12 protein-coding genes and 1 tRNA gene are annotated in these 15,344 nt (G+C 66.5%); 9 read left to right on the forward strand and 4 right to left on the reverse strand.

Features of this window, described 5'->3' with window-relative positions:
• Positions 1 to 286 precede the first annotated feature (286 nt).
• Complete coding sequence (locus AC1AXT_RS04125) at positions 287 to 1,456, reverse strand: hypothetical protein (RefSeq protein ID WP_476539415.1); 1,170 nt, start codon at positions 1,454 to 1,456, stop codon at positions 287 to 289.
• 690 nt (positions 1,457 to 2,146) lie between these two features.
• Here AC1AXT_RS04125 and AC1AXT_RS04130 point away from each other — a divergent pair.
• The 8 genes from AC1AXT_RS04130 to AC1AXT_RS04165 all read left to right on the forward strand — a co-directional run bounded on the left by AC1AXT_RS04130 (position 2,147) and on the right by AC1AXT_RS04165 (position 11,882).
• Positions 2,147 to 3,826 (forward strand): CTP synthase, encoded by a 1,680-nt coding sequence (locus tag AC1AXT_RS04130; protein WP_476539417.1) that lies wholly within the window; start codon positions 2,147 to 2,149, stop codon positions 3,824 to 3,826.
• Between the two features lie 134 nt (positions 3,827 to 3,960).
• Complete coding sequence (locus tag AC1AXT_RS04135; protein ID WP_476539419.1) at positions 3,961 to 5,553, forward strand: L,D-transpeptidase; 1,593 nt, start codon at positions 3,961 to 3,963, stop codon at positions 5,551 to 5,553.
• 262 nt (positions 5,554 to 5,815) lie between these two features.
• Positions 5,816 to 7,270: a Fe-S cluster assembly protein SufB gene (sufB, locus tag AC1AXT_RS04140; protein ID WP_476540473.1), complete on the forward strand. Its 1,455-nt coding sequence runs from the start codon at positions 5,816 to 5,818 to the stop codon at positions 7,268 to 7,270.
• 5 nt (positions 7,271 to 7,275) lie between these two features.
• Positions 7,276 to 8,472 (forward strand): Fe-S cluster assembly protein SufD, encoded by a 1,197-nt coding sequence (gene sufD / locus AC1AXT_RS04145; protein WP_476539421.1) that lies wholly within the window; start codon positions 7,276 to 7,278, stop codon positions 8,470 to 8,472.
• 45 nt (positions 8,473 to 8,517) lie between these two features.
• A complete protein-coding gene (sufC, locus tag AC1AXT_RS04150; protein WP_476539423.1) occupies positions 8,518 to 9,294 on the forward strand; it encodes a Fe-S cluster assembly ATPase SufC in 777 nt (258 codons plus the stop codon).
• Positions 9,295 to 9,304: 10 nt separating this feature from the next.
• Positions 9,305 to 10,576, forward strand: coding sequence for a cysteine desulfurase (locus AC1AXT_RS04155; protein WP_476539425.1), 1,272 nt, complete (start codon positions 9,305 to 9,307; stop codon positions 10,574 to 10,576).
• Positions 10,577 to 10,716: 140 nt separating this feature from the next.
• Positions 10,717 to 11,259 carry a Fe-S cluster assembly sulfur transfer protein SufU gene (gene sufU / locus AC1AXT_RS04160; RefSeq protein ID WP_476539426.1) on the forward strand — a complete coding sequence of 181 codons (543 nt, stop codon included), beginning with the start codon at positions 10,717 to 10,719 and terminating at the stop codon, positions 11,257 to 11,259.
• Between the two features lie 17 nt (positions 11,260 to 11,276).
• Positions 11,277 to 11,882 (forward strand): metal-sulfur cluster assembly factor, encoded by a 606-nt coding sequence (locus AC1AXT_RS04165; RefSeq protein ID WP_476539428.1) that lies wholly within the window; start codon positions 11,277 to 11,279, stop codon positions 11,880 to 11,882.
• A 96-nt stretch (positions 11,883 to 11,978) separates the two neighbouring features.
• Here AC1AXT_RS04165 and glgC read toward each other — a convergent pair whose 3' ends face one another.
• The 3 genes from glgC to AC1AXT_RS04180 all read right to left on the reverse strand — a co-directional run bounded on the left by glgC (position 11,979) and on the right by AC1AXT_RS04180 (position 14,409).
• Positions 11,979 to 13,223: a glucose-1-phosphate adenylyltransferase gene (glgC, locus tag AC1AXT_RS04170; protein WP_476539430.1), complete on the reverse strand. Its 1,245-nt coding sequence runs from the start codon at positions 13,221 to 13,223 to the stop codon at positions 11,979 to 11,981.
• Positions 13,224 to 13,372: 149 nt separating this feature from the next.
• Positions 13,373 to 14,251 carry a TrmH family RNA methyltransferase gene (locus AC1AXT_RS04175; protein ID WP_476539432.1) on the reverse strand — a complete coding sequence of 293 codons (879 nt, stop codon included), beginning with the start codon at positions 14,249 to 14,251 and terminating at the stop codon, positions 13,373 to 13,375.
• 70 nt (positions 14,252 to 14,321) lie between these two features.
• Positions 14,322 to 14,409: transfer RNA gene (locus AC1AXT_RS04180), tRNA-Leu, on the reverse strand.
• Positions 14,410 to 14,543: 134 nt separating this feature from the next.
• Between AC1AXT_RS04180 and AC1AXT_RS04185 the strand changes: the two genes are divergently transcribed.
• The gene (locus tag AC1AXT_RS04185; RefSeq protein WP_476539434.1) at positions 14,544 to 15,341 is read left to right on the forward strand and encodes a 16S rRNA (uracil(1498)-N(3))-methyltransferase; all 798 of its coding nucleotides are present in this window, start codon (positions 14,544 to 14,546) and stop codon (positions 15,339 to 15,341) included.
• The last annotated feature ends 3 nt before the right edge of the window (positions 15,342 to 15,344 follow it).

Here is a 15,344-nt window from a genome sequence, read left to right on the forward strand (position 1 = left end):
TTCTTCAATCTGCACCGGCAGAAGGAACCGGACGCGCGCAGGCGCGGGAAGTCTTGGTTCGGGTTCCCCGGGATGCCGTCCCGGGAGGAACCGGAACGACGGGAGGGGGAATTTCCGGTTTCCGGTTCCGGGCGCGACGTCCCCAAGAGAGGAGACGCACCGCGCAAGAAGGTCCTGTGATGATGAAGTCTCCTGCGACGTCCCCGAAAGGGGAGACGCACCCCGGAACCCTATGGAATGCGGAACGCGGAAAACGCGGAAAGAAAAGCGCCCAGTCTGGGAATCCCTAATTCGCCGTTCCGAGCTCAAGCGTTCCGAGCGAGATCGTTTCACTGGTCAGCGCGCCGGCGAACGCATGACCGAACCGCGGCACCCCGGCCGCGACGAGTTTGGCGATCAGGGGGCCTCGCTCCCTGGCTTCATCGAAGGTGAACCGGACGATGCGGCTGACGCCGCACGCCAGCAGTTCCTGCTCACGCATGACCTGCGCATGCGCGATTTCTTCGGGGCTTCTTCCCTGTGTCATCTCGGGGTCGCCGTATTTCGCCTTGCCATCAAGTTCCCCGACGATGATGTCGCCGTTGCCCAGATGCCAGCTGTAATCCGTTTTGCGCACGCCTCCCGTTGCCGGGAAAAACCGTTCCTGCACCCGCGGCGCCGGGAATCCCTCTTCGATCATGACGCCGCGTGCAAACGATTCGCCGCCGTTGGCGCTCTCCGGCTCGCGAAACCGCAGCAGCCGCGAGACCGCCTCCTGCGCTTCCAGCGTTCGTGCGGCAGCCCGTACGCGTTCGGCGTCCGCAGTCGGAAGGGCGAACGCCGAATCGAATATGGCGAGCGCCTGGGCGAACGGCAGCAGCATCGCGCACTGCGTCAGGACCACGGCGATATCGAGCACGCTGACCCCGTTGCTGCATTGCACGCCTTCCAGCTGCGCGGCACTCGCTCCCATCCACTGTGCACGGCGCGGTGCCGGCGGCGTATCGGTGGGTCTCCTGACGTGCCGTACCAGTACGCGGCGTATGGATTTCGGGGAGACTTTCGCAATGTAAATCCCCAGATTAAGCGTTTCGTTCACTGCCTGCAGTCCGTACGCCACCGCTGCCGTCGGCCCGCAGAACACGATGTCGTCGGCATAGGCCGCCAGCCCGCGGATGACATGCAGCGTCTGGGCGGCGGCGTCCAGCGTTTCCCAGCGGCCGCTGCTGAGAAACAGATGGGGGTAGGGCGAGACCAGTTCGCCGCATTGGACACGTTTCCAGACGGCTTCCTTTCCGGCTTTCGTCGTCCAGACGGCGCACCGGCCTTCCCTTTCCGCCCGCGCGAGCGTTGCTGCCAGTTGAGGATGTTCTTTCATGCGCTCCACGGTAAGCGCATCGTGCCGCTCGGGGCGACTTTGCGCGGGGCATGTGGATGGCAGGGTGTGTCGTCCACACCGCTCGCGCCTCGCCGGCATTGGAATGCGCCAAGGGGACGGAGATTCCCGCTGTATTCCCGCTCTTGCCGTCCGGTCTTTCGTCCTTCTGCCAATCGAGCCCGGTCTTTCTGCTGATTGAACCCCTGTTTACCCGCCGATTGAAAGGGAACCAGATTCCGCAGCGAAGAATCTTTGCCAGCTTCGGTTCCTCGACTCGCCGGTTCGGGAGGAACCGGACCCAGCGGAAGCGGAAAATCTCGGTTCCGGTTCCTAGGCACGCCGGTTCGGGAGGAACCGGACCCAGCGGAAGCGGAAAATCTCGGTTCCGGTTCCTAGGCACGCCGCCGCGGGAGGAACCGGACCCAGCGGAAGCCGGAAATCCTGGTTCCGGTTCCTCGGCATGCTGCCTTGGGAGGAACCAGCATGGTTGGAAGGGGAAGATTCCCGGCACGGGTTCCTCAATATGCGGCGCCAGGAGGAACCGGAGCAAGCAAAAGCCAAGACTTCTTGCTTCCGGTTCCTCGACTCGCCGGTTCGGGAGGAACCGGACCCAGCGGGAGCCGGGAATCTTGGCCCCGGTTCCCCGACACGCCGCCCGGGGAGGAACCGGGCCCAGCGAGGACGGAAAAGACTGGATTCCGGTTCCCCTCCGAGGCCGCGGAAAGGGGCCTAGACTGAAGGGGCCGGTTCGTCTGGCGGCGTCCCGCACGCGGCATATACTGAAGTCCCATGGCTAGAAGACAACATGGCAATTCCCAAGAACACGTCACCAAGCATATTTTCGTCACCGGCGGCGTGGTTTCCTCCCTCGGAAAGGGCTTGACGGCGTCCTCCCTCGGCCGTCTTCTGCGCAGCCGCGGCATCAAGGTACTTCAGCAGAAACTCGACCCCTATATCAACGTCGACCCGGGCACGATGAACCCGTTCCAGCACGGCGAGGTCTACGTCACGGAAGACGGCGCCGAAACCGATCTCGACATCGGCCACTACGAGCGCTTCCTCGACGTGCCGCTGACGCAGAAGGCGAACGTCACCACCGGCCAGATCTACCAGGAGGTGCTGCGCAAGGAACGCGCCGGCGAATACCTCGGCCAGTGCGTGCAGGTCATCCCGCACATCACCAATGAAATCAAGTCGCGCATGCGCGCGCAGGCGGCCGACGACGTCGACGTCATCATCACCGAAATCGGCGGCACCGTCGGCGACATCGAGTCGCAGCCGTTCCTCGAGGCCGCCCGCGAGGTGCGCCGCGAGCTGGGCCCGGAGAACTGCATGTTCGTGCACGTCTCCCTCGTGCCGTACATCGCCGCCGCCCACGAGCTCAAGACGAAGCCGACCCAGCATTCCGTCATGATGCTGCGCCAGCTGGGCATCACGCCGGACGCGCTCGTGCTGCGCTCGGACCGCCCGCTGACCCAGTCGATCAAGGACAAGATCTCGCTGATGTGCGACGTCAACGCCGAAGGCGTCGTCAACTGCGTCGACGCCCGCTCGATCTACGACGTGCCGAAGATCCTGTTCGACGAGGGCCTCGACGCCTACGTCGTGCGCGAGCTGGGCTTCCCGTTCCACGACGTCGACTGGGACGAGTGGGACGACCTGCTCGAACGCGTCCACCACCCCAAGCACGAGGTGAACGTCGCCATCGTCGGCAAGTACATCGACCTGCCCGACGCCTACCTGTCCGTCACCGAGGCGATCAAGGCCGGCGGCTTCGGCAACTTCGCGAAGGTCAACGTCAAGTGGGTCGCGGCCGACCTGTGCGAAACCGAGGAAGGCGCCGCCGCCGCGCTCGACCAGGTCGACGGCATCGTCATCCCCGGCGGCTTCGGCATCCGCGGCATCGACGGCAAGATCGGCGCGCTCAAGTTCGCCCGCGAAAACAAGCTCCCGGCGCTCGGCCTGTGCCTCGGCCTGCAGTCGATGGTCATCGAGTACGCCCGCAACGTGCTGGGCATCGCCGACGCCAACTCCACCGAGTTCGAGCCCGACTGCGAGCATCCGGTCATCGCGACGATGGAGGAGCAGAAGGACATCGTCGCCGGCAACGGCGACATGGGCCACACGATGCGCCTGGGGTCCTACCCGGCCAAGCTGCTCGAAGGCTCGCTGGCGGCCGACCTGTACGGCACGACCGACGTCACCGAACGCCACCGCCACCGCTACGAGGTGAACGTCGCCTACAAGGACCAGCTGCGCGACGGCGGCCTGGTCATTTCCGGCCAGAGCCCCGACGGCGAGCTCACCGAGTTCGTCGAGCTGCCGCGCGAGGTGCACCCGTTCTACATCGCCACGCAGGCGCACCCGGAGTTCAAGAGCCGCCCGACCAAGCCGCATCCGCTCTTCGAGGGCCTCGTCAAGGCCGCCATCGACCACAAGGCGGAACGCCTGGCCGAGGCCGGCGAATAAAGGAACCGCCGCAGTTTAGGATTTCCTGTAGGGATTTGCCGCAAGAAGGCCACGCGCATTGGGTTGTGCGTGGCCTTGTTGCATAATTGAACCGTTTGGTTTGCGTAGGGCACACGAAGCGGCAGGGGACGGATATGGCGAATGGCAACCCGCAGTTCGACGACAGCTACCAGCTGGAGGATTTCACCCAGAACGAGGCTCTGGGCGCTCCCGGAGCGTGGGCGGCCGGTTCCGCCGGCGAGCATGCGGCGAAGCCGCGTGGCAAGCGCCATCTGTGGATCGCCATCGTCGCCGGCATCGTCCTGCTGCTCGCCGCGGCCTGCGGCGGCGCCGTATGGTACTTCCAGTCCCACGCGCTGCCGGGGGTCACGCTGTGGGGGCACAGCGTCGCCGGGGAAAGCCTGTCCAAGATCGAGGAATCCGTTGCGCACGCCGCGGACACGACCGCCGTGACGGTTTCGTACGACGGCACCGAAACGTCGGTCACGCTCGATGACCTCGGCGTTTCCGTCGACGCCAATGCCATTGCCCGGCAGGCGTTCGATGCGAAGCGCTCGCTGCCGTGGTACGAGCGCTACCTGCCGTGGGTTTCCGCCGACGTTGCGCCGTCGATCGACGCGTCCGGCGCCGACCCGGCGACGCTCAACAAGAAGCTCGGCATCACGACCGACGGCGCCGTCGACGCGTCCGTCACGCTCAACGACGACGGCGAGTTCGAGGTTTCCGAAGCGTCCGAAGGCACCGGCGTCGACGCGAAGCCGGTCGCCGAACAGGCCGTCGCCGCCGTCGAATCCCTGGGAACGACGCAGCCGCAGACGGTAACGCTGTCGCTGACCCAGATTGAGCCGGCAGTCACCACGCAAGCCGCGCAGAACGCGAAGGAAACGCTCGAATCTTTGGTAGAGAACCCGGTGAAGATCGAGATTGACGGCCACGAAGTCGCCTCGTTCAGCGCGCAGGAACTGCTCGACGCCGCCACGATCGCCCCCAGCGGCACCGCCGGCGACGGCGAGGTCAAGAAGGGCGACGTCATCTTCAGCGCCTCCAGGCTGCAGGATTCCTACGACAAGGACATCAAGGCTTCCTTCCAGCCGGACGCGAAGGACCAAAGCGAGATTGTCAACGCGAACGGCCGGGTCCTTGAGGTCACCGTACAGGGCCACGACGGCGTCACCGTCGCCGACGGCGGCGACTCGAACGTCGGAACGGACGCGCTGAAGGTCATCGCCGGCGACGCCGACGCCGTCTCGATCGACGGCAGCGTCACCGCGATGAAGACGACGAAGGAAACGCGCAATCTCGTTGCCGACCTGTCCGACCATACGCTGACCGCGTACGTCGACGGCAAGGCCGTCAAGACCGTGCACATCACCGCCGGCCAGGGCAACGACTACGCGACCGGCAAGTGCAAGAACGGCGACATGTGCACGCCGGAAGGCAATTTCGAAGTCTGGCTCAAGTACCCCGAGCAGGACATGAGCGGCACGCTGACGCTGTCGGACGGCTCCACCGAAACCTGGGACGTCAAGGGCGTCCACTACGTCAACTACTTCTCGAAGTCCGGCTGCGCGATCCACCGCATCGCCACCGACACGGCGATGAGCGACGCGCAGATCGCGGCGATGGGCAAGAACACGTCGCACGGCTGCATCGGCATCGGCTGGGACGTCGCCGAATGGTTCTACGACTTCATGCTGATGGGCACCAGCGTCACCGTGCAGGAATGACCGGACGGTCCGGCCGATCCGCCTGCGGTCCAGAACCGAGCCGCATGCGCCGGGGCCGAACCGCATGCTAATCCATTTTGGAGCGGCTAATCCGAAACGCCGCCAATGAGAGGAATCCCACATCCATCCAGCCTCAAGCGCTGGAAAAAGTGGCGCCCCATCTGTTAGGTTTGCTTGTGGAACTTTGCAAAGCAGGGGAGGTACGGTGAGCGAAACCAGCGAAACCAGCGCCGCGTCGCCGCAGGGCCATGGCGACGTCGAAATGAACCAGTACGTCGCGGCCCGCGGCGGCGTCAACGAGGACAAGCTCAAGGCCGACGACGAGATCATCGGCCAGTTCGGCGACTACACCTACGGCTGGCACGATTCGGACGCGGCCGGCCAGGCCGCCAAGAAGGGCATCGACGAGCAGGTCGTGCGCGAGATCTCCGCCGACAAGGGCGAGCCCGAATGGATGCTCGACATGCGCCTGCGCGGCTACCGGGCGTTCGTCGACAAGCCGATGCCGCAATGGGGCGTCGACCTGAGCGGCTTCGACGCCGACGACTTCAAGTACTACGTCAAGCCGGTGGGCAAGCAGGCCGCCACGTGGGAGGACCTGCCGGACGACATCCGCACCACCTACGACCGCCTCGGCATCCCGGAGGCGGAGAAGAGCCGTCTGGTCTCCGGCGTCGCCGCGCAGTACGAGTCCGAGGTCATCTACAACTCCATCCAGGAGGACCTCGCCAAGCAGGGCGTCATCTTCGTGGACACCGACACCGCCGTGCGCGAGTACCCGGACCTGGTGCGCAAGTACTTCGGCACGATCGTGCCGCCGGAGGACAACAAGTTCGGCGCGCTCAACACGGCCGCGTGGTCGGGCGGCAGCTTCGTCTACGTGCCCAAGGGCGTCCACGTCGACATCCCGCTGCAGGCCTACTTCCGCATCAACACCCCGAACATGGGCCAGTTCGAGCGCACGCTGATCATCGCCGACGAAGGCAGCTACGTGCACTACGTCGAAGGCTGCACGGCCCCGATCTACTCCACCGATTCGCTGCATGCGGCCATCGTCGAGATCATCGTCGAGAAGAACGCCCGCGTGCGCTACACGACGGTGCAGAACTGGTCGAACAACGTCTACAACCTCGTCACGCAGCGCGCCTACGTGCGCGAAGGCGGCACGATGGAATGGGTCGACGGCAACATCGGCTCGAAGGCGACGATGAAGTACCCGGCCTGCATCCTCGCCGAGCCGTACGCGAACGCGAGCACGATGTCGCTGGGCTTCGCCGGCAAGGGCCAGTACCAGGACACCGGCGCGAAGATGATCCACCTGGCGCCGCACACGAGCTCCACGATCGTCGCGAAGTCCATTTCGCGCGGCGGCGGCCGCTCGGCCTACCGCGGCCTGGTCAAGATCGTCGACGGCGCCGAGGGCTCCAGCTCGAACGTCGTGTGCGACGCGCTGCTCGTCGACGACTTCTCCCGTTCCGACACGTACCCGCATGTCGACGTGCGTGAGGACGACGTGTCGATGGCGCACGAAGCGACCGTCTCGAAGGTCTCCGAGGACCAGCTCTTCTACCTGATGAGCCGCGGCATCGAGGAGAAGGAGGCGATGGCGATGATCGTGCGCGGCTTCGTCGAGCCGATCAGCCGCGAGCTGCCGATGGAGTACGCGCTGGAACTGAACCGCCTGGTGGAACTGCAGATGGAAGGATCGGTGGGCTGAACAGCATGGCAACCGAAAAAGAGATCACGATACCCGTCGCGGATCCGTCCGATCCGTACGCGGTGCCGGCGGCGATGCCGTCGAGCGCCGACAACGCGCCCCGTTCGTTCGACGCCGCCGACTTCGCGGTGCCGACCCGCAAGCAGGAAGACTGGCGCTATACGCCGGTGGACCGGCTCGCCGAGTTCTTCGATCCGTTCGAGCCGAGCGGTTCGTGCCTGCTGGAAGTCACCGACATCGACGGCAACGAGATCGACCCGTCCTGCGTCGCCGTGCGCACCTGCCGGATGGGGGAGGACCTTTCCGGCACCGTTTCCAAGCCGAACGACCGCGTTTCGGCGATCGAATGGAACGTCGCGCCGTCGGCTACCGTCGTCGAGATCCTGCGCGACCCGCAGCGTCCGGTATTGATCAAGATTGACGGCGGCTCGCTTGATCCCGACGCGCTGCATCTGGTCATCGCGGCCGGCGAGGGCGTGCACGCCGACGTCGTCGTCGAGCACGCCGGGCAGGCGCGCCTGGCCGAGGGCGTCGAGATCGTCACCGGCGCCCATTCCCACGTCTCCACGACGTTCATCCAGGAATGGTCGGCCGATTCGAAGCACGTCGGCTCGCACCGCATCCGCGTGGGCCGCGAGGCGTCGCTGCGCCATGCCGTCGTCACGATCGGCGGCGACGTCGTGCGCATCCGCATGGACCAGGACTTCGCCGGCGAACACGGCGACATCAACATGCTCGGCATCTACTTCGTCGACCCGGGCCAGCACATCGAGCACCGCACGATGGTCGTGCACAACGAGCCGGAATGCCGTTCCCGCGTCGTCTACAAGGGCGCGCTCGAAGGCAAGGGCGCGCACTCGACGTGGGTGGGCAACGCGCTGATCGAGCCGACCGCCCCCGGCACCGATTCCTACGAGCTCAACCGCAACCTCGTGCTCACGCCGGGCGCCATCGCCGACTCGGAGCCGAACCTCGAGATCGAGAACGGCAACATCGTCGGCGCCGGCCATGCCAGCTCCTGCGGCCGGTTCGACGACGAGGAGCTGTTCTACCTGCAGTCGCGCGGCATCCCCGAGCACGAGGCGCGCAAGCTCGTCGTGCGCGGCTTCTTCGGCGAGCTCATCCAGGAAATCGGCATCGACGAGATCGCCGGCCACCTGATGGCCGCCGTCGACCGCCGCCTCGAGCAGGCCGACCGCTGACCGGCGCCGCTGTCCGCTGACCAACTGAACTTTTTGGAGGAAACAATGTCCACTCTCGAAATCAAGGACCTGTGCGCGTCGGTAGAGACGAAGGAAGGCCGCAAGGAAATCCTCAAGGGCGTCAACCTGACCGTCAACTCCGGCGAAACGCACGCCATCATGGGCCCCAACGGCTCCGGCAAGTCGACGCTGGCCTACACGCTGGCCGGCCACCCGAAGTACGAGGTCGATTCCGGCCAGGTGCTCCTCGACGGCGTCGACATCCTGACGATGACGCCCGACGAGCGCGCCAAGGCCGGCCTGTTCCTGGCGATGCAGTACCCGGTGGAGGTGCCGGGCGTGTCGATGACGAACTTCCTGCGCACCGCGAAGACGGAGATCGACGGCAAGGCGCCGGCAATCCGCACGTGGACGAAGGAGCTGGCCGAAGCGATGAAGCAGCTCAAGATGGACCCCAAGTTCGCCACGCGCTCGGTCAACGAGGGCTTCTCGGGCGGCGAGAAGAAGCGCGCCGAAGTGCTCCAGCTCGAGCTGCTCAAGCCCAAGTTCGCCATCCTCGACGAAACCGACTCGGGCCTCGACGTCGACGCGCTGCGCATCGTCTCCGAAGGCGTCAACCGCGCCAAGGCGGCCAACGACTTCGGCATCCTGATGGTCACGCACTACACGCGCATCCTCAAGTACATCAAGCCCGACATCGTGCACGTGTTCGCCGACGGCCACTTCGTCAAGACCGGCGGCCCGGAGCTTGCCGACGAGCTCGAGGAGAACGGCTACGACGCCTACATGCCCGAAGGCGCCTCCGAATCGGCGCTGGCGTAAGGGGCTCGGCATGGCTGACTTCGCGAAGATCCGCGGGCAGTTCCCGATCCTGGACCAGCAGATCCACGGCCACCCGCTCGTCTACCTCGACTCCGGCGCCACGGCCCAGAAGCCGCAGGCGGTCATCGACGCGGAACGGCGCTTCTACGAAACGGACAACGCCGGCGTGCACCGCGGCGCCCATGAGCTGGCGTCGCGGGCGACCGACGACTTCGAAGGCGCGCGCGCTTCGGTGGCGCGCCTCGTCGGGGCCGGCTGGAAGGAAGGCGAAGAGGAGCTCGTCGTCACCTCCGGCGCCACCGGCGCGCTCAACCTGCTCGCCACCGCCATCGGCAACGCGTCCCTGGGGCGCGGGGGAGCCGACGCGCAGCGCTTCGCGCTGAAGCCCGGCGACGAGATCGTCGTGTCGAAGGCCGAGCACCATTCGGTGCTGCTGCCGTTCCAGGAGCTCGCCGCCCGCACCGGCGCCACGTTCAAGTGGCTCGACCTCGACGACGAAGGGCGCATCCGCACCGACATGGCGGACGACGTCATCACCGAGCGCACGAAGATCGTCGCGCTGACGCATGTGGGCAACACGACCGGCGTCATCACCGACGTGGCGCCGCTGGTGCGCCGCGCCCACGAGGTCGGCGCGCTGTTCGTGCTCGACGCATGCCAGTCCGTGCCGCACATCCCGGTGGACTTCCATGCGCTCGGCGTGGATTTCGCCGCCTTCTCCGCGCACAAGATGTACGGGCCGACCGGCGTCGGCTTCCTGTACGGCAGGCGCGAACTGCTCGAGGCGCTGCCGCCGGCCAGCTTCGGCGGCTCGATGGTGGAGCTCGCGTTCATGGACCGCCCCGCCCAGTACATGGCGCCTCCGGCCCGCTTCGAAGCCGGCACGCAGCCGGTGGCGCAGGTCGTCGGCGCCGGCGTGGCGGCGCAGTGGCTCATGGACATCGGCATGGAGAACGTCGCGGCGCACGAGCATGCCATCGCCCAAGGGCTGCTAGCCATCGGCGACATCGACGGCGTGCGCATCCTGGGCCCGCGCGACAACCGCGGCCGCATCGGCACCGTCGCGTTCGAAGTGGAGGGCGTGCACCCGCACGACGTGGGCCAGTTCCTCGACGCGCAGGGCGTCGCCATCCGCGTCGGCCACCATTGCGCGCAGCCCGTGCACCGGCATTTCGGCGTCTACGCGTCCAACCGCGCGTCCAGCGGCGTCTACAACACCCCCGAGGACGCGCAGCGCTTCGTCGAGGCCGTGCGCAACGTAGGGCCGTTCTTCCGCCGCTGACCCGCCGTTCCCGCCGCGCCGCAGGCACGCGGGGCGCCGGGAACGCACGGCGGAACATGGAAAACGGGCATTCCCGCGCCGCGGCCCGTGCGTACGCAGCGGCTGCGGCACAATCTTGTTGAAGGAAAGGAACCACGCCGATGGGCGACGATTTGGAGCAGATGTACCAGGAGGTCATTCTGGAGGCGTCGAAGCATCCGCACGGCCGCGAACGCTTCGCCGGCGACTTCCTCGACGGCACGAACGCCGGGGGAGAGGCGACGGTGACGGCGCAGCACGAAGCGTGTTCGGCGGCCCGCTCCCACCAGTTCAACCCGACATGCGGCGACGAGGCGAGCGTGCACGTCGAGCTGTCGCAGGGCGAGCCGCACCGCATCGAGCGGATCGTATGGGACGGCCAGGGCTGCTCCATTTCCCAGGCCAGCCTGTCGATCATGGTCGACCTCGTCGAAGGCAAGACGCTCGACGAGGCAATGGAGCTGTACGCCGCGTTTCGCAAGCTGATGGAGTCGCGCGGCGCCGGCCTGGACGACGAGGCGCTGGAAGACGAGCTGGGCGACGCCGTCGTGTTCCAGGGCGTCTCGAAATACCCTATGCGAATCAAGTGCGCGCTGCTAGGCTGGGAAGGCATGAAGGACGCGGCCGCCCGCGCGCTCGCGCAGCAAGCAAACGGAACCGTCTGAGGAGAGGACAGCATACGATGAGCGACAATCTGGTTCCCGAACCCAAGAGCACCGTGTTCGACGCCGTTGCAGCGGCCGTCGGCGACGAGGATACGGCGGCCGCCGTCATGGCCAACCCGGCGCTGGCTGCAACGCTCGGGCAGCCCCAGGAAAGCGCCGCCGCTTCCGGCCAGGAATGCTGCGGCGGCGAAGGCCACGGCCATGGCGACGGCCACGGCGACGGCCCGTGCGGCTGCAAGCACGGCAACGAGGAGGTCGTCGACGACATCGCGCTCAAGTCGTACAGCGACATCGGCCGCGCCACTGCGCAGGACGTCAAGGAAGCGCTGCACCAGGTCATCGACCCGGAGCTGGGCATCGACGTCATCGACCTGGGGCTCGTCTACGGCATCGAGATCGACGAGCTGGGCCGCGCGATCATCACGATGACGCTGACGACGCCGGCATGCCCGCTGACCGACCTGATCGAGGACGAATGCGCCTCGACGCTGGCCGGCCTCGTCGAGGAATTCCGCATCGACTGGACGTGGAACCCGCGCTGGACCGTCGACAAGATCACCCCGGAGGGCCGCGAGCAGCTCGCCGCCCTGGGCTTCAACCTCGACGCGCTGCCGCGCTACTGACCCGCGCAGCATGACGCGGCCCCGGTGGCCGCCGCCCCTCCCCAACCCTGGGGTAGGACGACGGCCGCCGGGGCCTGTCGTGTATGGCCGCCGACGTCAGTCGTCGACGACGGTGCCCTTCGGCACGACGGTGATGCCGTCCGGCGTCACCGTGAAGCCGCGCGACAGGTCGAGCTCGGTGTCGATGCCGACGGTGGAGTTCTCGGTGATGACGACGTTTTTGTCGAGGATCGCCTTGTAGACGCGCGCACGGCGGTTGATGACGACGTTGTCGAACAGGATCGAGTCGACGACCTGGCTCCACGAATGCACGTGCACCTTCGGCGAGATGATCGAGTGGTGGATCTCGCCGCCGGAGATGATCACGCCGGGCGAGACGATCGAATCGGTCGCGTGGCCCACGCGCCCCTGGCCGGCATGCACGAACTTGGCCGGCGGCAGGTTGTTCGCGTACGTGTAGATCGGCCAGTCCTCGTTGTAGAGGTTGAATTCCGGCTCGAAGGAGATCAGGTCCATGTGCGCGTCGTAGAACTGCTTGATCGTGCCCACGTCGCGCCAGTAGGCGTGGTCGGTCGGCGTCGCCCCCGGCACCTCGTTCTTCGAGAAGTCGTAGACGCCGGCCTCGTGGCGCGCCGCGAAATACGGCGCGATGTCGCCGCCCATGTCGTGCCGCGTGTTGTCGGCCGTCGAATCGAGCGCCAGCGCCTCGAACAGCGCGTCGGTATTGGCCACGTAGTTGCCCATCGACGCGAGGATCTCGCCGGGGGAGTCCGGCAGGCCGGTCGTCTCCTTCGGCTTCTCCTGGAAGCTCTTGATCATGTCCGGATGCTCCGGGTCCACCTCGATGACGCCGAACTGGTTCGACTGCTCGATTGGCTGGCGGATGCCGGCGACGGTGAACTCGGCCCCCGACTCGATATGCTGCTGGACCATCTGCTGGAAATCCATGCGGTAGACGTGGTCGGCGCCGACGATGACGACGATGTCCGGCCGCACGTCCTCGATGATGTTGATCGTCTGGTAGATGGCGTCCGCCGACCCCAGGTACCAGTGCTTGCCGAGCCGCTGCTGCGCGGGCACGGGGGAGACGTAGTTGCCCAGCAGCTGCGAGAAGCGCCACGTCTGCGAAATGTGGCGGTCCAGCGAATGGGACTTGTACTGGGTGAGGACGATGCACTGCCGGTAGCCGGAATTGACCAGGTTGCTCAGCGGGAAGTCGATGAGGCGGTAGACGCCACCGAACGGAACGGCCGGCTTGGCGCGGTCGCGCGTCAGCGGCATCAGCCGCGTTCCCTCGCCCCCCGCGAGGACTATGGACAGGATCTTCGGATTCTTGGCCATGGCGAGCTCCTTCTTTGGTTGCCTTCTCTGCTCTGAGTTTGCCTACGGGCAACACTTTACCGCTTGAGGAGCGCGAGGGGGAATAATGCGTCGATTTCTGCAACTTTTTTACGAATCTAGATTTCCTTCGCCGGCGTTTCCTCCGCCGGTCACTGCAGCGGCGCCTGCGGACGCGTCGCGTAGAACGCGACGGCGCTGGAAGCGGCCACGTTGAGCGAGTCGACGCCGTTGCTCATCGGGATCTTCACCGTCAGGTCGGCCCCGGCGATCGTATGCCGGCTCAGCCCGTCGCCTTCGGTGCCGAAGATCAGCGCGACCTTGCCGATATGCTCCGGCGCGTCCTGCGGCAGCCGCAGCCGGCGCGCCAGTTCATCGAGCGATATGGAATCGTCGCTCAGCGCCATCGCGACCGTCGTGAACCCCAGTCCGTGCAGCTCCTCGAGCCCTTTGCGCGGCCAGTAACGCTTGTCGTCGCCGCCGATGCGCGTCCACGGCACCTGGAACACCGTGCCCATCGATACGCGCGCGGCGCGACGGTAGAGCGGATCGGCGCACGAGGGCGTCGCGAGCACCGCGTCGACCTGCAGGGCCGCCGCCGAACGCATGATCGCGCCGACGTTCGTATGGTCGACGATGTTCTCGAGCACGGCGACGCGCGTCGCGTCCCGGCACAGCTCGGCGACCGTCGGCAGCGGCCAGCGCCGCATCGCCGCGATCGCGCCGCGGTGCAGCCGGTATCCGGTCAGCGACTTGAGCTGCTCGGGGGAGGCGACGTACACCGGCACGTCGGGGCCCCACTGCCGGTCGATGGCGGCGAACTGCTGCGCCATCGACTCGATCCACGGCTCCTCGACGAGCAGCGAGAGCGGCTCGCGGCCGGCTGCCAGCGCCCGCTCGATGACCTTCGGCGATTCGGCGATGAAGATTCCCCGCTCCGGTTCCAGCCGGTTGCGCAGCTGCAGCTCGGTGAGATTCGTATAGGCCGCGACCCGCGGGTCGTCTACCGAATCGATGGGGATGAACTGCATCGTGCGCCTCGTTTCGTTGGGAGAGGGAAAACGAAAAGACCGTGAACCTTTCGGTTCACGGTCTTGCTTGTGTCCGGAGCGGGACTTGAACCCGCACGCCCGTTTAAAATAGGCACTAGCACCTCAAGCTAGCGCGTCTACCATTCCGCCACCCGGACAGGTGTCCGTTGCGCTGGGCAACGAAATGAAACTATATGCGTTCGCTCTGGTTCGCGCAAGCGTCGGCGTGTCGAAACGGGGGGATTGGCGCCGGAAGCCCGGTTTTTCCGGCGTTGGTTTAAGATTCGGAGCTATGACAGATCCTCTTTTCCTGTTGGACAGCGCGAAGGACGACGTGCCGATCAACGCCGACGAAATCCATGAAGGCTGGAAGCTGGCGCTGCCCGCGCAGGTCAGGCGCCATGCCATCGGCTCGATGCGCCTGCAGGACGGGGACCCGCTGCAGCTGTCCGACGGGCGGGGGCTGAAGATCAACGCCGCCGTGCGCGATGCCGCCGAGGGCGTCGTCGAGGTACGGTCGTTCGAAAAGGAGCCGGCGCCCCTCGTGCGCCTCGGGCTGATCCAGGCGCTGGCCAAGACGGGCCACGACGAGCAGGCCATCGACATGGCCACGCAGATCGGCGTCGACGCCGTCATCCCGTGGCAGGCGCAGCGCTCGATCGCACGCTGGAAGGACGGCAAGACGGACCGCAAGTGGGCCTCGACGCTCGCCGCGGCCACCGAACAGTCGCGCCGCGCGTGGATGCCCGAGCTCTTCGAAGTGCATTCGTCGAAGGACGTCGTCGCCGAAATACGGCGCGCCAACGTGCGCTCCGGGCTCGTCGTCGTGCTCCATCAGGACGCCACCGGCACCTGGGAGGACGTCGAGGGGCGCGTGCTGTCCATCGCCGCCTCGGCCGAAGCCGACGGCAAGCCGCGCACCGTATGGGTCGCCGTCGGCCCGGAAGGCGGGATCTCGGACCAGGAGATCGCGATGTTCCGCGATGCCGGCGCCGAGGTGGCGCTGCTGGGCTCGAACATCCTGCGCGCGGCCACGGCCGGCCCGGTCGCGCTCTCGCTGCTGTCGCGCACCGTCGGCCGCATCCGCTGAGCG

Source organism: Bifidobacterium sp. LH_450, assembly GCF_056356715.1.

What these genes read in the sequence shown, in the direction of transcription:
- AC1AXT_RS04175 (WP_476539432.1), bottom strand. Translation starts at nt 14,251, where the DNA reads ATGCAGTTCATCCCCATCGATTCGGTAGACGACCCGCGGGTCGCGGCC.
- sufU (WP_476539426.1), top strand. Translation starts at nt 10,717, where the DNA reads ATGGGCGACGATTTGGAGCAGATGTACCAGGAGGTCATTCTGGAGGCG.
- AC1AXT_RS04185 (WP_476539434.1), top strand. Translation starts at nt 14,544, where the DNA reads ATGACAGATCCTCTTTTCCTGTTGGACAGCGCGAAGGACGACGTGCCG.
- sufB (WP_476540473.1), top strand. Translation starts at nt 5,816, where the DNA reads ATGAACCAGTACGTCGCGGCCCGCGGCGGCGTCAACGAGGACAAGCTC.
- AC1AXT_RS04130 (WP_476539417.1), top strand. Translation starts at nt 2,147, where the DNA reads ATGGCTAGAAGACAACATGGCAATTCCCAAGAACACGTCACCAAGCAT.
- AC1AXT_RS04165 (WP_476539428.1), top strand. Translation starts at nt 11,277, where the DNA reads ATGAGCGACAATCTGGTTCCCGAACCCAAGAGCACCGTGTTCGACGCC.
- sufD (WP_476539421.1), top strand. Translation starts at nt 7,276, where the DNA reads ATGGCAACCGAAAAAGAGATCACGATACCCGTCGCGGATCCGTCCGAT.
- glgC (WP_476539430.1), bottom strand. Translation starts at nt 13,223, where the DNA reads ATGGCCAAGAATCCGAAGATCCTGTCCATAGTCCTCGCGGGGGGCGAG.
- AC1AXT_RS04155 (WP_476539425.1), top strand. Translation starts at nt 9,305, where the DNA reads ATGGCTGACTTCGCGAAGATCCGCGGGCAGTTCCCGATCCTGGACCAG.
- AC1AXT_RS04135 (WP_476539419.1), top strand. Translation starts at nt 3,961, where the DNA reads ATGGCGAATGGCAACCCGCAGTTCGACGACAGCTACCAGCTGGAGGAT.
- sufC (WP_476539423.1), top strand. Translation starts at nt 8,518, where the DNA reads ATGTCCACTCTCGAAATCAAGGACCTGTGCGCGTCGGTAGAGACGAAG.
- AC1AXT_RS04125 (WP_476539415.1), bottom strand. Translation starts at nt 1,456, where the DNA reads ATGCCGGCGAGGCGCGAGCGGTGTGGACGACACACCCTGCCATCCACA.